This is a genomic window from Actinokineospora sp. UTMC 2448 (genome assembly GCF_024760565.1).
Lineage (GTDB): Bacteria > Actinomycetota > Actinomycetes > Mycobacteriales > Pseudonocardiaceae > Actinokineospora > Actinokineospora fastidiosa.
The window spans coordinates 4,417,200-4,431,341 of sequence record NZ_CP031087.1; the positions used below are offsets into that span (position 1 = coordinate 4,417,200).

Here is a 14,142-nt window from a genome sequence, read left to right on the forward strand (position 1 = left end):
GCGGCCGGGTACGCGAGACTCACCCCCGTCGATCCGAACCGACATGCGCCGCCACTGGAGTTGGACGTGACTACACCGAGCAAGGACAGCTTCGGCGCCCGCGCCACGCTGAAGGTCGGGGATGCCTCCTACGAGGTCTTCCGCCTGGACGCGGTCAAGGGAGCCGAGCGCCTGCCGTACAGCCTGAAGATCCTGCTGGAGAACCTCCTGCGCACCGAGGACGGCGCGAACATCACCGCCGACCACGTCCGCGCGCTGGCCGAGTGGGACCCGGCGGCCGAGCCGTCGACGGAGATCCAGTTCACCCCCGGCCGGGTGGTCATGCAGGACTTCACCGGCGTGCCGTGCATCGTCGACCTGGCGACCATGCGCGAGGCCGTGACCCAGCTCGGCGGCGACCCGGCCAGGGTCAACCCGCTGGCCCCGGCCGAGCTCGTCATCGACCACTCGGTGATCGCCGACATCTTCGGCCGCCCCGACGCCTTCGAGCTCAACGTCGACCTGGAGTACGAGCGCAACAAGGAGCGCTACCAGTTCCTGCGCTGGGGCCAGACCGCCTTCGACGAGTTCAAGGTCGTGCCGCCGGGCACGGGCATCGTCCACCAGGTCAACATCGAGCACCTGGCGCGCGTGGTCATGGTCCGCAACGGGCAGGCCTACCCCGACACGCTGGTCGGCACCGACTCGCACACGACCATGGTCAACGGCCTGGGCGTGCTCGGCTGGGGCGTCGGCGGCATCGAGGCCGAGGCCGCCATGCTGGGCCAGCCGGTGTCGATGCTGATCCCGCGCGTGGTCGGCTTCAAGCTGCACGGCGAGCTGCCCGCGGGCGCCACCGCGACCGACCTGGTGCTGACGATCACCGAGATGCTGCGCAAGCAGGGCGTGGTCGGCAAGTTCGTCGAGTTCTACGGCTCCGGCGTCGGCGCTGTCCCGCTGGCCAACCGGGCCACCATCGGCAACATGAGCCCGGAGTTCGGCTCCACCGCGGCGATCTTCCCGATCGACGACGAGACCATCGAGTACCTGCGCTTCACCGGCCGCTCGGCCGAGCAGGTCGCGCTGGTCGAGGCGTACGCCAAGGAGCAGGGCCTCTGGCACGACCCGGCGGTTGAGCCGGTCTACTCCGAGACGCTGGAGCTGGACCTGGCCACCGTCGTGCCGTCCATCGCGGGCCCGAAGCGCCCGCAGGACCGCATCGAGCTGACCGACGCCAAGAGCGCGTTCCGCGCCGCGCTGGGCAGCTACGCCACCGCGGGCCCGGAGTCCGGTGTGGACGAGGCGGGCAAGGAGTCCTTCCCGGCCAGCGACTCCCCCGCCGTGTTCGACGGCGACGGCGGCGAGGGCGCGCCGTTCGACTACCACTCGGCCGCGCGGGGCGCGCAGGGCCGCGTCTCCAAGCCGACGCGGGTCACCGTGGACGGCGCGGAGTTCGAGCTCGACCACGGCGCGGTCGCCATCGCGGCGATCACCTCGTGCACCAACACGTCCAACCCGTCGGTCATGATCGGCGCGGCGCTGCTGGCCAAGAAGGCCGTGGAGCGCGGGCTGGAGCGCAAGCCGTGGGTGAAGACCACGCTGGCGCCGGGCTCGAAGGTCGTCATGGACTACTACGAGCGCGCGGGCCTGATGCCGTACCTGGAGAAGCTGGGCTTCCACCTGGTCGGCTACGGCTGCACCACCTGCATCGGCAACTCCGGCCCGCTGCAGGAGGAGATCTCCGCCGCGGTGCAGGAGTCGGACCTGGCAGTGGTGTCCGTGCTGTCGGGCAACCGCAACTTCGAGGGCCGGATCAACCCGGACGTGAAGATGAACTACCTGGCCTCGCCGCCGCTGGTGGTGGCCTACGCGCTGGCCGGGTCGATGGACATCGACATCACGACCGAGCCGCTGGGCACCGGGTCGGACGGGCAGCCGGTCATGCTGTCGGACATCTGGCCGTCGCCGCAGGAGATCTCCGAGGTCATCGCCTCGGCGATGTCGGCGGAGGGCTTCGCCTCCAGCTACTCCGACGTGTTCGCGGGCGACCAGCGCTGGCAGTCCCTGCCGACGCCGACCGGCAACACCTTCGAGTGGGACGCGGAGTCGACGTACGTGCGCAAGCCCCCGTACTTCGACGGGATGCAGATGGAGCCCGCCCCGGTGGTCGACATCGCGGGCGCCCGCGTCCTCGCCCTGCTGGGCGACTCGGTCACCACCGACCACATCTCCCCGGCCGGTGCGATCAAGCAGGACTCGCCCGCGGGCAAGTACCTGACCGAGCACGGCGTGGAGCGCAAGGACTTCAACTCCTACGGCTCCCGGCGCGGCAACCACGAGGTGATGATCCGCGGCACGTTCGCCAACATTCGGCTGCGCAACCTGCTGCTGGACGACGTCCAGGGCGGCTACACCCGCGACTTCACCGCGGGCGGCGAGCAGGCGTTCATCTACGACGCCGCGCAGAACTACGCCGCCGCGGGCATCCCGCTGGTGGTCCTGGCGGGCAAGGAGTACGGCTCCGGCTCCTCCCGCGACTGGGCGGCCAAGGGCACCTCGCTGCTGGGCGTGCGCGCGGTGATCGCCGAGTCCTTCGAGCGCATCCACCGCTCGAACCTGATCGGCATGGGCGTCCTCCCGCTGCAGTTCCCGGCCGGTCAGACGGCGGAGTCCCTGGGCCTGGACGGCACCGAGACCTACGACATCACGGGCATCACGGCGTTGAACGACGGCGCCACCCCGCGCACGGTCAAGGTCACCGCCACGAAGGCCGACGGCTCCACTGTGGACTTCGACGCGGACGTCCGCATCGACACCCCGGGTGAGGCCGACTACTACCGCAACGGCGGCATCATGCAGTACGTCCTGCGGAAGATGGTCTCCAACTAAAGACGCGCCATGACGTCGGGGCCGCTCCTCCTGGGGGCGGCCCCGGTGTCATTCGTCCTCCATCGGCAGATCGGCAAGACGATCACGCAGGTCGGTGGCGCGGTAATCGCAGAACGAGTCGTAGATGCGCAGCGCCTCCGACCAGTGGGCCCGGGCGCTACGCACGTCCCCGAGACTCCGCTGAGCTGTGCCCAGCGTGTCGAGGGTGGCCGCGATGTCCGGAAGGTAGGCATAGTCCGCCGAGATCGCGAGGGCGTCCTCACACGCGCTGATCGCCCCGGTGTGATCGCCCAGGCACGACCGGACGCGGGCCAACTGGTTGAGCGTGAAGACCTCGCCCTCGCGGTCGCCCGCCTGGCGCCGCAGACGCAGACTGCGCTCCGCGTGGCTCAGGGCCTGGCGGTGGCGGCCCAGTCCCATCAAGGCGCTGCTGACGTTGCAGTGCACAAACGCCTCTTGACGCCCGGTGTCGGTTCCCCGGCTCAGGGAGACGGCAGGGAGCAGGTAGTCCAATGCGTCGGCGAAACGATTCCGCCGTAGGGACACCATTCCTAGATCATTGCGCGCGTACGCCTCCAGGTAGGGGTCTCCGACTTCGCGAGCCAAGGCCAGCGCGCCGAGCAGGTCGCCGAGCGCGTCCTGCCAACCTGACCGCTGCAGACGTGCCCAGCCGGAGCGGGTCAAGAACCAGGCGTGGCTGGCGGGATCACCCGTCCGCCCCGCGGCGGCGATCCCCAAGGAGAGCATCTCGAACAACTCGTCCCAGTACGCGTGATGGTAGAAGAACGTCTCGACGGCGTGTACCAGAGACAACACCAGGACATCCCGCTCGTGGGCGCTGGCGTGGCGGACTACTGCCATGAGGTTCTGCCGTTCCATGGTCAACCACGCCGTGGCGGCGCCCCGGTCGGCCAACGGGATCAGCTCCACCGAAGAGTTCCCCGGGTGTGCGCGCCAGCGAACGTACGCGGGATAGAGAAGCCGGTCTGCCATGGCGGCCATCCGGGCATACCACGACAGGACGCGGCCGATCGCCTCGTCACATGCACCGGGCGGATCATCGTGGCGCGCGCGGTCGCGCGCGTACTCGCGAAGCAAGTCATGCAACTCGTAGCGATCTCGCGCGCGCTGTTCGACCAGATTGACCGCGGCCAGATCGTCCAGGAGTCGCCGCGCCTGGCCGGTCGACACGCCGCCGATCGCGGCGGCCGCGTGCAGGCTGATCCCGGGCCCGGGATGCAGGCCGAGGCCGCGGAACATGGCCGCCTGCTCTGCGGTAAGCCGCCGATACGACCACCCGAAAACCGCGGACACGTCTGAGGCCTCGTCGGTCGGCGTGCGCAACACACCGAGCCTGTCGACCCTCATCTCGTCCACCACATCCGCAACCCGGAGATGAGGGCGGCCTGCGATGCGGCTACCCGCGATGCGCAGGGCCACCGGCAGTAGGCCGCAGAGCCCGGCGAGTTCGGCCACCGCCGGGGCCTCGGCCGCGGCGCGGCGCCGACCGATGGCCAGACTGATCAGCTCTGCGGCCTCCGTCGGCGTCAGCGGCGCCAAGGTGAGGCGGTGCGCGTGCTGCCCGCTCACCAGGCCGGTGAGACTGTCCCGGCTCGTCACCAGGACCAGGCTGCCGGGGCTTCCTGGCAGCAGCGGTCTAACCTGTCCAGCCGAGTTGGCGTTGTCCAGAACTACCAACACGTTGCGTTCGGCCAGTAGTGACCGGTACAGCCCGGCCCGGGCCTCCACAGTCGTCGGGATCTGCTCAGGTCGTGTGCCCAGCGCCCGGAGGAACCCGTCCAACACCTCGCCGGGGCGTGCCGGTCGCCCCGGGCCGTATCCGCGGAGGTCGGTATACAGCGTTCCGTCGGGGAAGGCGGCCTGCACCTGATGTGCCCAGCACAGCGCCAAGGCGGTCTTGCCGACACCGGGTAAGCCCTCGACCGCGGAGATCACCATCGTCCGGCCGTCGCGGCCGCCCGCCGTCGCGAACAGGGCGTCGAGCTTCGCCACCTGTTCTGACCGGCCCACCAGGTCCGGTACGGCCATCGGCAGCTGTCGAGGCACTGGCAGGTGGTCGTGGGTCAAGACCAGGTTGTGAATCGAGCCCGTCTGCACCACGGGTCCGATGACTGAGCCGACCACCTCGTTGCGAACACCAGGTTCAGGCACGGACGCGAGTCTGCCGGCGGTCTCTATCCCTCGGAGGGTTATCGCACTCGCCGATTCGACCATGCCTGCCGTTGCAGTCGGGTCAGGCGTGGGGCCACCGACTCAATCCGCGGCGTCCTGAGGTGGAGCGGGTTTGACGTCGATCAGCGTTTCGATGGCGATGCCGCGCTGCGCCAGGCAGTGGCGCATCCATCGCTGTCCGGCGGCGCCTCTGGTCTGCCACGTCCACTGGAGTGCGGACACGAGGTCGTCGCCGGGGACGAGGGTGTCGCAGAGGTCGGCCAGGAGCCGGATCTGTTCCAGGTAATCCGCGTCGGGGAAGGAGTCGTGGCAGTGGGCCTCACGGCGGTAGGCCATCGCGCGGATGTGCAGGATCGCTTGGTGGGTGATCCACTTTCTCGCCTGCTCCGCCCGCTTGCGTCTTCGCACGTCACCACGCTTCCGCTACGTAGGTGTCGAAGTCCTTGGGGGCGCGGCCGGTGACGCGGTGGACGGTGTCGGTGGGGGTGCCGTCGCCTTGGGCCTGGAGGGCGGTGAAGGCGGTGATCTCCTGGTCGATCTGCTCGGCTGGCAGGCCGAGGGCGGACATGGCCGTGCGGTAGGCGTCTGGGGTGTCGTGGAAGGTGATGGTGCGGCCGGTGGCCTTGCCGATGCGTTCCAGGGCGTCGGCGAAGGACAGGGCCTCAGGGCCGGTGATCTCGTAGGTGTGGCCAGCGTGGCCGTCCTCGGCGAGGGCGGTCACGGCGACGGCGGCGATGTCGTCGGCGTCGATGAAGGGGAAGCGGGTGTCGCCGAGGGGGACGGCCAAGGCGCCCGCGTCGACGGCCGGGCGGAAGACGCCCTCGTCGAAGTTCTGGTTGAACCAGTCCGGGCGGATGATGGTCCACTCCGCGCCCGAGTCGCGCACTGTGCGTTCGGCGGCCTGGAGACGCTCGTCGCCCATGACCTCGATGGCCCGGCTCGACAGCAGCACGATCCGCTCGACGCCCTGGTCGACGGCCTGGCGGACGAAGGCAGGGTCGACGGGCAGTTCGTGCGGGGCCATCAGGTACAGCCGGGACGCCCCGGCGAGCGCGGGCTCCCAGGTGGCGGGGTCGGACCAGTCGAAGCGCACCGCGCCGGACCGCGACGCGGGGCGGACGGGGAGGGCGCGGGCACGCAGGCCCGCCACGACGCGGCGGCCGGTGGTGCCGCTGGCGCCGAGGACCAGGATGTCGTTCTTCGCCATGCCCGCCACCCCATCACAGGGCACCGACAATCGCCCGACCACGCCGCTGTCCCACCGCACGCGGCGACGCCTCCAGGGCCTACGGGCTGACGACCGGGATCACCGGCCGTCCCGCCCACACCGCAACACCTCCAGCACCACGCCGTGCCGACCGGAACCACCCACACACCGCAATACCTCCAGCACCACGCCGCGCCGACCGGAACCACCCATCACCCCGCCAACACCTACACCACGCCGACCAGGACTATCCGCCCGCAACGCCTCCGGCGCCTACTCCGTAACGACCGGAACCGCCCGCCGCCCCACCCACACACCGCAACACCCCCGGCAACTACGCCGCGCCGACCGGAACCACCCATCACCCCGCCAACACACCGCAACACCTCCAGCACCTACGCCGTGCCGACCAGAGTCGCCCGCCGTCTCGCCCACACCCGCAACACCCCCGGCGCCCTACCTCGTAAACGACCAGAACTACCCACCGCCCCACCGACCGCACCTACACCGTGCCGATCAGAACCACCCGCCGTCTCACCCACACTCGGCGGTGGCGGGCAGCAGGGCGACGTCGGCGTCCCCACTCCTCCACGGTCACGCCGGTCGGGCGCACGACGGCCGGAAGGAGGCGCGCGCCACATCCCCGGCTCGCGCGCATGCCCGCCCCCGTACGTTGGGGCCGGAGGTCTCATGTCCTGGACGGTTATCGCACTCGCGGGGTCGATCATGCTGGCCGCCGCGGTGGTGCAAGGCGCGGTGGGCTACGGGCTCAACCTGATCTCCGGGCCGCTGCTCGCGCTGCTGGACCCCGTGTTCGTGCCCGTCCCCATCCTCTTCGTCGCCTGCGTGCTCGCCGCCGCGCTCAGCCTGCGGGAGCGGCGGGCGATCGACTGGCGCGGGGTCGGGTGGGCGATGGTGGGCAGGCTGCCGGGCAACCTGCTGGGCCTGCTGGCCCTGGTCCTGCTCCCGGTGACCGGGTTCAACCTGGTCATCGGCCTCACCGTGCTCGCGTGCGTCGTGCTGTCCGTGGTCACCTGGCGGCCCAGGGTGACCCCGCCGGGGCTGGTCGTGGCGGGCACGGCGTCGGGGGTGTTCGGCACGGTGAGCGCGATCGGCGGGCCGCCGATGGCGCTGCTCTACCAGAACCAGGCGGGCCCGACGGTCCGCGCGACGCTCAACGCGTTCTTCCTGCTCGCCGCCGTCTCGTCGGTCGCCACGCTCGCGTTCGCCGGGCAGGTGCGCGGCGAGCACCTGGTGGCCGCCGCGGCGCTGGTCCCGTTCATCGTCGTGGGGTTCCTGATCTCCGGACCGGCGCGCAGGCTCGTCGCCGGGCCGCGGCTGCGGGTGGCCGTGCTGGCGATCGCGGCGGCCAGCGCCGTGCTGCTGATCATCCGCAGCGTCGTCTGAGCCCGGCGCGGGAGCGGGCGGCGGGCCGCCCGCTCCCGTGTGGACTACTCCGCCCGGGACAGCGACAGGGCGAACCGGTTCTCCGCGTCGGTCCACCAGCGGTGCACGGTGAAGCCCGCGGTGGCCAGTTCCTCGGTGATGCCGTCGCGGCGGAACTTCGCGGAGGTCTCGGTGCGCAGCTCCTCCCCCTCGGCGAAGTCCACGGTCATGCCCAGCTCGGCGATCTCCACCCGCTGCGCGCGCACGGACCGCAGGCGCATCTCGATCCACTCCTGCTCGGCGTCCCACACCGCGACGTGCTCGAACGCCTCGACGTCGAAGTCCGCGCGCAGTTCCCGGTTCAGCACCCGCAGGACGTTGCGGTTGAAGTCGGCGGTCACGCCCGCGCCGTCGTCGTAGGCCCGCACGAGCGTGTCGCGGTCCTTGACCAGGTCCGTGCCCAGCAGCAGCCACTCCCCCGGCAGCAGCGTCCCGCGCAGCGCGCCGAGGAACTTGGCGCGCTCGTCGGGCAGCAGGTTGCCGATCGTGCTGCCCAGGAACGCCACCATGCGCGGCGGCTCGCCCGGGACCAGCGCCAGGTGCTCGGTGAAGTCGCCGACCACGCCGCGCACCTCGGCCAGCGGGTACTCCTGGCTCAGCGCCGCCGTCGCCTCGCGCAGCGCCGACTCCGACACGTCCAGCGCGACGATGCTGCGCAGGGAACCGGCGTCGCGCAGCGCGGTGAGCAGCAGGCGGGTCTTCTCCGACGAGCCCGAGCCCAGCTCCACCAGCGTGTGCGCGCCGGTCGTCGCGGCGATGTCGGCGGCGTGCGCGCGCAGGATCTCGGCCTCGGCGCGGGTCGGGTAGTACTCGGGCAGGCGGGTGATGGCGTCGAACAGCTCGCTGCCCCTGGCGTCGTAGAACCACTTGGGCGGCAGCGACTTCGGGGACGCCGCCAGCCCGGAGCGCACGTCCGCGGCCAGGGCGCGGGCGGCGTGGTCGGCGGGCAGGTGGATCTCCACGGTGGGGGACACGCGGTGGCCTTCCGGCTCGGGCAGTGCGGTGATCCGCACGTCGGGATGGGGGTCGAGGGTGGCCGTCACCAGCATGCGGTCCGCGACGGGCGTCCACAGCGGCGAGTCGTCCCCCGGCTCCGAGGCGATCACGACGGCGTCGTCGGCGCGGAGCACGGACAGGGAGTGCCACCAGGTCGTCGCGGCCATCGTGCGGCCGTCGGTCAGCAGGAGGTTGAGGCGGGAATCGGGGGCGCGGGCGATGACGTCCGCGACCACCGAGGACAGCGCGTCGGCGAGCGTCGCCCCGGCGCGCAAGCGGTTGCGCACCAGGACCCAGAGGAACGCGCTGTCCGTGGGCGCGTCCATGGTCATCAGGTCGACGGCGGGCAGGGTCGAGGCGAGATCGGCGACGCTGTCCGGCCAGCCCGCGACGACGCCGTTGTGGCTGAACAGCCAGTCGCCCTCGGTGAACGGCGCGCACGCGGTCTCCACGACCGGCATGCCCACCGTCGCCGAGCGGGCGGCGGCGAGCACGGACCCGCTCGACGTGGCCGCGGCTAGCGACGCAAACGAGGTGTCCGTCCACATCGGAACCGCGCGGCGGTAGCGCACGACGCCCGACGGCGTGTGCCAGCCGACGCCGAAGCCGTCGGCGTTCACCGTGCCGCCGCGCCGCATGTCCGTCGGGGCCCAGGTCTGGCGCAGCAGCCCCGACGGCGGGTCGAGCAGCAGGCTGGACAAGGGCACGGCGGGGCCGAGGTACCCCAGGTGGCGGCACATGATCAGGGCCGTTCCGCGTCGCGGGCGCAGCGGAACCCGGCGAAGATCTGCCGCCGGATCGGGTGGTCCCAGTTGCGGAACGTGCCGCGCACGGCCGCCGCGTCCGTGCCGAACGAGCCGCCGCGCAGCATCTTGTAGTCGCCGCGGAAGAACACCTCGGAGTACTCCTTGTACGGGAACGCCCGGAAACCGGGGTACGGCAGGAAGTCCGAGTCGCACCACTCCCAGACGTCGCCGATCAGCTGCCGCACGCCCAGCGGGGACTCCCCCGCCGGGTACGCGCCGACCGGCGCGGGCCGCAGGTGCCGCTGGCCCAGGTTCGCGTGCTGCGGCCCGGGATCATCGTCACCCCACGGGTACCGGCGGGAGCGCCCGGACGCCGGGTCCCAGCGCGCGGCCTTCTCCCACTCGGCCTCCGTCGGCAGCCGCTTGCCCGCCCACTTCGCGTAGGCGGCGGCCTCGTGGAAGCACACGTGCACCACCGGCTCGTCGAGCGGGACCGGCTCCACGACGCCGAAGCGGGTGCGCACCCAGCGGTCGCCGTCGCGCTCCCAGAACCGCGGCGCGCTCAGCGACGCCTTCATCCGGTGCGCCCAGCCGCTCTCCGACCACCAGCGCGGGTCGTCGTAGCCGCCCGCGTCGATGAACGCCAGGTAGTCGCCGTTGCTCACCGGCACCGTGTCGATCCAGTACGGCGCGAGGTCCACGCCGAACGCGGGCCGCTCGTTGTCCAGCGCCCACGGCTCGGCCGACGTGCCCATGGTGAACGGTCCACCCGGGACGAGCACCTCGCGCGCGGGCAGCGGCGCGGCGGGCGGCGGCGGCTCGGCGTGCAGCACCGGCGTGCCCTTGCGGAGCTGGTGGGTGGCCAGCATGGTCTCGTCGTGCTGCTGCTCGTGCTGCACGATCATGCCGAAGGCGAACGCCCGCTCCACCAGCGGACGACCCTCCAGCGGGGACGTCTCCAGCACGTCGAGCACCTTGTCGCGGACCTCGCGGACGTAGCCGCGGGCCTCGGCCGGGTTGAGCAGCGGCAGCGACGGCCGGTCGGCGCGCGGGTGCTGGAAGGCGTCGTAGAGGTCGTCGATGTCGTGCCGGACGGGCTCGCGCCCGCCCACGTCCCGCACCAGCCACAGCTCCTCCTGGTTGCCGATGTGGGCGAGGTCCCACACCAGCGGGGACATGAGCCTGGAGTGCTGGCGGACCAGGTCGTCGTCGTCCACGGCGTCGGTGAGCAGGGTGCTGCGCTCGCGGGCCCGCCGCAGGTCCTCGGCGACGCGCTCGCGCAGCCGATCAGCCTGGATGCGCTCCGTGCTGGTCATGCCGGCCTCCCAAGGGTCGTGAGTCGATCGGCCGTGCGCGTCAGCCGGGCGGTGACCGCCGCGGCCGCGCCCGGCGGCAGGCCCAGCGCGGGCAGCGCGCGCAGGCCGAGGTCGATGACGGTGCGCGCGGCGTCGGCCGAGGGGCGGTCGGCGAGGCCGAGCCGGGCGGCGGGCAGCCACCGGTCGGCGACCGGCTCGCACGCGGCGACGACCGCCTCGACGGTCGCGCGGTCGGACATCAGGGCGGCCAGCAGCGCCGCCGGGGTGATCCAGTCGCCGCCGTGCTGGGCGTCGAGGTAGCGGACCTCGAGGTAGCCGTGCGGGCGGACCGGGGGGAACAGGGTGGAGATGTGGTAGTCGAGGTCGGTGGTGGTGGGCACGGTGGGCAGCGCGCCCGCGATCCAGTCGGCGAAGGTGACGCCGCTCGGCGCGTCCCAGGCGCCTTCTTCCCTGCGCACGCATAACAGGGGCGTGTCGAGGACGTGCCGGGCCCAGGTGCCCACGGGGTCGTCGGTGATCGGGACGGGTCTGCTGCGCGCGGGGTCGACGCCGAGGACGGCGCGGGTGCGGGTGGACGCCCATCCGGTGACCTGTCCGGACAGGACGGGCGAATTGGCGAACAGCGCGACGAACACGGGCCCCAGCGAGCTGACCGCCGCCCAGCGGACCGCGACGTCGCCGGGCTGGCCGACGTCGATGCAGACCTGCAGGCCCGCGGTGGCGCACATCATCGTGATGCCGTCGGGGCCGATCGGGGCGAAGGCGCGCTCCATCGCCGCGTAGCGCGGGGTGTCGAGCAGGCGGATGGGGGTGCGGAACGCGTCGGTGCCGCGTTCACCGAGGGTGAGGCCGACCTCGTCGAGCCGCAGGCAGAGCGTGCGGTGGTCGGCGGTGACCGCGTCGATGAGGTCGCCGAGGTGGGCTGCGGGCTGGGAGGAGATCTCGACCTGCCCGCCGGGTTCGAGGGTGACGGCCGAACCGGCCGGGAGCGGGAGATGGGGACTGTCGGGGCGCAGGGTGCGCGGGGTGTGGGGGCCCAGGGCGGCGGCGAGGGCGTCGGGGTCGAGCGGCCGCCGGGGATCGTCGCGGTGGTGGACGGTCCATTCCAGCTCGACGCCGGTGAGGCGCGGTGGGCCGTGTTTGAAGCACACCGAGGCGACGTAGGCCTCCGCCTCGACCCTGGCCCGCAAGCGCCGCCCGTCGGGCTGGGCGGCTTCGCGGAGTGCGGTCACGTGCGTGGTCCCTTTCTGGCGAGAATCGCTGTGCCGTAACATCACCGCTTTGCGGCCCGTCCGACGCTACACGCGGGGACCGACAGTCGCAGCCGTCCTCGGGGGACGTGATACCCAATACGTACGTACGGATTGCTTCTTCCGCACCCGGCTGCCACGATCGCCCCATGCCACGGGTAAGCCAGGACCACCTCGACGCGCGCCGCCGCCAGATCCTCGACGGGGCCCGCTCCTGCTTCGCCCGCCACGGCTACGAGGGCGCCACGGTGCGCAGGCTCGAGGAGGCCACCGGCCTGTCCCGGGGCGCGATCTTCCACCACTTCCGCGACAAGGAGTCGCTGTTCCTCGCCCTCGCCGAGGACGACGTGCTGCGGATGACCGAGGTCGTCGCCGAGCAGGGCCTGGTCCAGGTGATGCGCGACCTGCTGGCCGTGCCCCCCGGCAACGGCGACAGCCCGGCCGACTGGCTGGGCACCCGGCTGGAGGTCTCCCGGCGGCTGCGCACGGACCCGGAGTTCCGCGCCCGCTGGGCCGAGCGCTCCGAGCAGCTCACCGTCGCCACCCGCAACCGCCTGCTGCGCCAGCGCGAGGCAGGCAACCTGCGCGACGACATCGATGTGACGGTGCTCACGGCCTTCCTGGAGCTGGTCCTGGAGGGCCTGGTGAGCCACATGGCGATGGGGCTGCCCGCGGAAAACCTGGGGCCGGTGCTGGACCTCGTCGAGGAGAGTGTGCGCAGGCACCGTCGAGGAGGGTGATGCGCGCGTACCTGGGGGCGGCGACCTGCGCGCGGGTCGCGGACGAGATGGTCGGCGTCGCGGTCGTCCTGCTGCTGCTGGGGCGGACCGGCGATCCTCTGCTGGCGGGCGCGATGGTGACGGCGTACACCCTGCCGTCGGTGGTGTCCGGGCCGCTGTTGGGCGCTTGGCTGGACCGCACCGCGCACCGGCGTGCGGTGCTGGCGCTCGGCGGGGTGCTGCTGGCGCTGTCCTGCGTCGGCATGGTGGTGACGAGCGGCTGGCCGCCGTACGCGCTGGCGGCGCTCACCGGCTTCGCGCTGCCGTTGACCAGCGGCGGCTATTCGAGCCTGGTGCCGCACCTGGCCGCCGACCTGACCCGGGCCAACGCGCTGGACGCGGCGGTGTTCAACCTCGCCGCCATCGCGGGCCCGGCCCTCGCGGGCGCTCTGGCCGCCCTGGTGTCCCCCGAGGCGGCGGTGCTCGCGATCGCGGTCCTCGCGGCGCTCGGCGCGGCGCTGACCGGTCTGCTGCCCGCGATGCCGCCCACGCGGGCCGACCGGCCGGGCCTGCTGTCGACGGTCCGCGCGGGCCTGGCCCATCTGGTGCGCACCCCGCCGCTGCGCGGCGCGACCCTCACCACGGTGCTGAGCCTGGGCTCGGTGGGCATCCTGGCGACGGCGATCCCGCTGTGGACGGCGGAACTGGGGGCGGGCCGGGAGGCGGCGGGCGCGGTGTGGGCGGTGCTGGAGGCGGGCTGCCTGGCCGCGACCCTGCTGCTCGGCAGGCGGCTGCTCGGACGGCGGGTGGACGTCGTGGTGTACGGGTGCGTGGCGGCGTACGGGGCCATGCTGCTGACCTGGCCATTGACCGACTCGCTCACGGTCCTGCTGGTGCTGGTGCTCGTGACGGGCTTCGCCGAGGGCCTGGCACTGCCCGGGATCATGGCGGTCCGCCAGCGCCACAGCCCGCCGGAACTGCTGGCCCAGGTGGCCACGACCGGCGCCAGCCTCAAGATCGCCGCGTTCGCCGTCGGCGCGACCGCGGGCGGCTGGCTGGTCCCGGCGGCGGGCCCGGGCACGGCGATCGCGGTGGTGGCCGCGACCCAACTGGCGGCGGCGGGGCTGGGTGCGCTGGCGGGCTATTCGCGTCCTAGTCCGGTGGCGGCGTAGCTGGATTACCAGCCTGCTTCCACCTCTTCGGGCTCGCCCCGGCGTCGCCTTTCGACCGCGCGCTCGAGTGACCGGGTATCGACACCCCGCTCGCGAAGCCCACGCCCCAACTCACTGCCGGACAGCACCGCGAGCCCGCACTAAGCACACGCTAAATGCCCACAAAGAGTCGCTGACGATTAGCGGGGCAGCCAGCGGAAAGGCCGGATCGGACCCAGCCGCCGAAAGG

Annotated in this window: 10 protein-coding genes and 1 pseudogene; 4 read left to right on the plus strand and 7 right to left on the minus strand. The window is 72.3% G+C overall.

The features are described from left to right. Positions 1-66: 66 nt before the first annotated feature. Positions 67-2,868, plus strand: coding sequence for an aconitate hydratase (locus tag Actkin_RS20085; RefSeq protein ID WP_258903795.1), 2,802 nt, complete (start codon positions 67-69; stop codon positions 2,866-2,868). Positions 2,869-2,916: 48 nt separating this feature from the next. Here Actkin_RS20085 and Actkin_RS20090 read toward each other — a convergent pair whose 3' ends face one another. The 3 genes from Actkin_RS20090 to Actkin_RS20100 form a co-directional block, all read right to left on the minus strand. Further along, complete coding sequence (locus tag Actkin_RS20090; RefSeq protein WP_258903797.1) at positions 2,917-5,040, minus strand: ATP-binding protein; 2,124 nt, start codon at positions 5,038-5,040, stop codon at positions 2,917-2,919. A gap of 102 nt (positions 5,041-5,142) precedes the next feature. Then, positions 5,143-5,469: a hypothetical protein gene (locus Actkin_RS20095; RefSeq protein WP_258903798.1), complete on the minus strand. Its 327-nt coding sequence runs from the start codon at positions 5,467-5,469 to the stop codon at positions 5,143-5,145. A 1-nt stretch (position 5,470) separates the two neighbouring features. Next, positions 5,471-6,268 (minus strand): NAD(P)H-binding protein, encoded by a 798-nt coding sequence (locus tag Actkin_RS20100; protein ID WP_258903799.1) that lies wholly within the window; start codon positions 6,266-6,268, stop codon positions 5,471-5,473. Between the two features lie 690 nt (positions 6,269-6,958). Between Actkin_RS20100 and Actkin_RS20105 the strand changes: the two genes are divergently transcribed. Further along, positions 6,959-7,675 carry a sulfite exporter TauE/SafE family protein gene (locus Actkin_RS20105; RefSeq protein WP_189211056.1) on the plus strand — a complete coding sequence of 239 codons (717 nt, stop codon included), beginning with the start codon at positions 6,959-6,961 and terminating at the stop codon, positions 7,673-7,675. A gap of 44 nt (positions 7,676-7,719) precedes the next feature. On the opposite strand, the gene egtD is transcribed toward Actkin_RS20105, so the two are convergent. The 4 genes and pseudogenes from egtD to egtA form a co-directional block, all read right to left on the minus strand. Next, complete coding sequence (egtD, locus tag Actkin_RS20110) at positions 7,720-8,688, minus strand: L-histidine N(alpha)-methyltransferase (protein WP_258907961.1); 969 nt, start codon at positions 8,686-8,688, stop codon at positions 7,720-7,722. Between the two features lie 21 nt (positions 8,689-8,709). Then, positions 8,710-9,450 (minus strand): annotated as a pseudogene (gene egtC, locus Actkin_RS20115) (ergothioneine biosynthesis protein EgtC); the annotation flags it as partial. Positions 9,451-9,452: 2 nt separating this feature from the next. Further along, positions 9,453-10,772 (minus strand): ergothioneine biosynthesis protein EgtB, encoded by a 1,320-nt coding sequence (gene egtB / locus Actkin_RS20120; protein WP_258903800.1) that lies wholly within the window; start codon positions 10,770-10,772, stop codon positions 9,453-9,455. Then, positions 10,769-12,046, minus strand: a complete 1,278-nt coding sequence (gene egtA / locus Actkin_RS20125) for an ergothioneine biosynthesis glutamate--cysteine ligase EgtA (protein ID WP_396122772.1) — start codon at positions 12,044-12,046, stop codon at positions 10,769-10,771. Before egtA ends, egtB begins: the two co-directional genes overlap by 4 nt. A 125-nt stretch (positions 12,047-12,171) precedes the next feature. Here egtA and Actkin_RS20130 point away from each other — a divergent pair, with 125 nt between their 5' ends. Together Actkin_RS20130 and Actkin_RS20135 are read left to right on the plus strand one after the other, a co-directional pair. Further along, positions 12,172-12,762: a TetR/AcrR family transcriptional regulator gene (locus Actkin_RS20130; RefSeq protein WP_189211060.1), complete on the plus strand. Its 591-nt coding sequence runs from the start codon at positions 12,172-12,174 to the stop codon at positions 12,760-12,762. Next, positions 12,762-13,913: an MFS transporter gene (locus Actkin_RS20135; RefSeq protein ID WP_258903801.1), complete on the plus strand. Its 1,152-nt coding sequence runs from the start codon at positions 12,762-12,764 to the stop codon at positions 13,911-13,913. Before Actkin_RS20130 ends, Actkin_RS20135 begins: the two co-directional genes overlap by 1 nt. The last annotated feature ends 229 nt before the right edge of the window (positions 13,914-14,142 follow it).

Excerpts from the sequence above, each read along its gene's own strand:
- Actkin_RS20100 (WP_258903799.1), bottom strand. The coding sequence starts at position 6,268 with ATGGCGAAGAACGACATCCTGGTCCTCGGCGCCAGCGGCACCACCGGC.
- Actkin_RS20105 (WP_189211056.1), top strand. The coding sequence starts at position 6,959 with ATGTCCTGGACGGTTATCGCACTCGCGGGGTCGATCATGCTGGCCGCC.
- egtB (WP_258903800.1), bottom strand. The coding sequence starts at position 10,772 with ATGACCAGCACGGAGCGCATCCAGGCTGATCGGCTGCGCGAGCGCGTC.
- egtA (WP_396122772.1), bottom strand. The coding sequence starts at position 12,046 with ATGTTACGGCACAGCGATTCTCGCCAGAAAGGGACCACGCACGTGACC.
- Actkin_RS20130 (WP_189211060.1), top strand. The coding sequence starts at position 12,172 with ATGCCACGGGTAAGCCAGGACCACCTCGACGCGCGCCGCCGCCAGATC.
- Actkin_RS20135 (WP_258903801.1), top strand. The coding sequence starts at position 12,762 with ATGCGCGCGTACCTGGGGGCGGCGACCTGCGCGCGGGTCGCGGACGAG.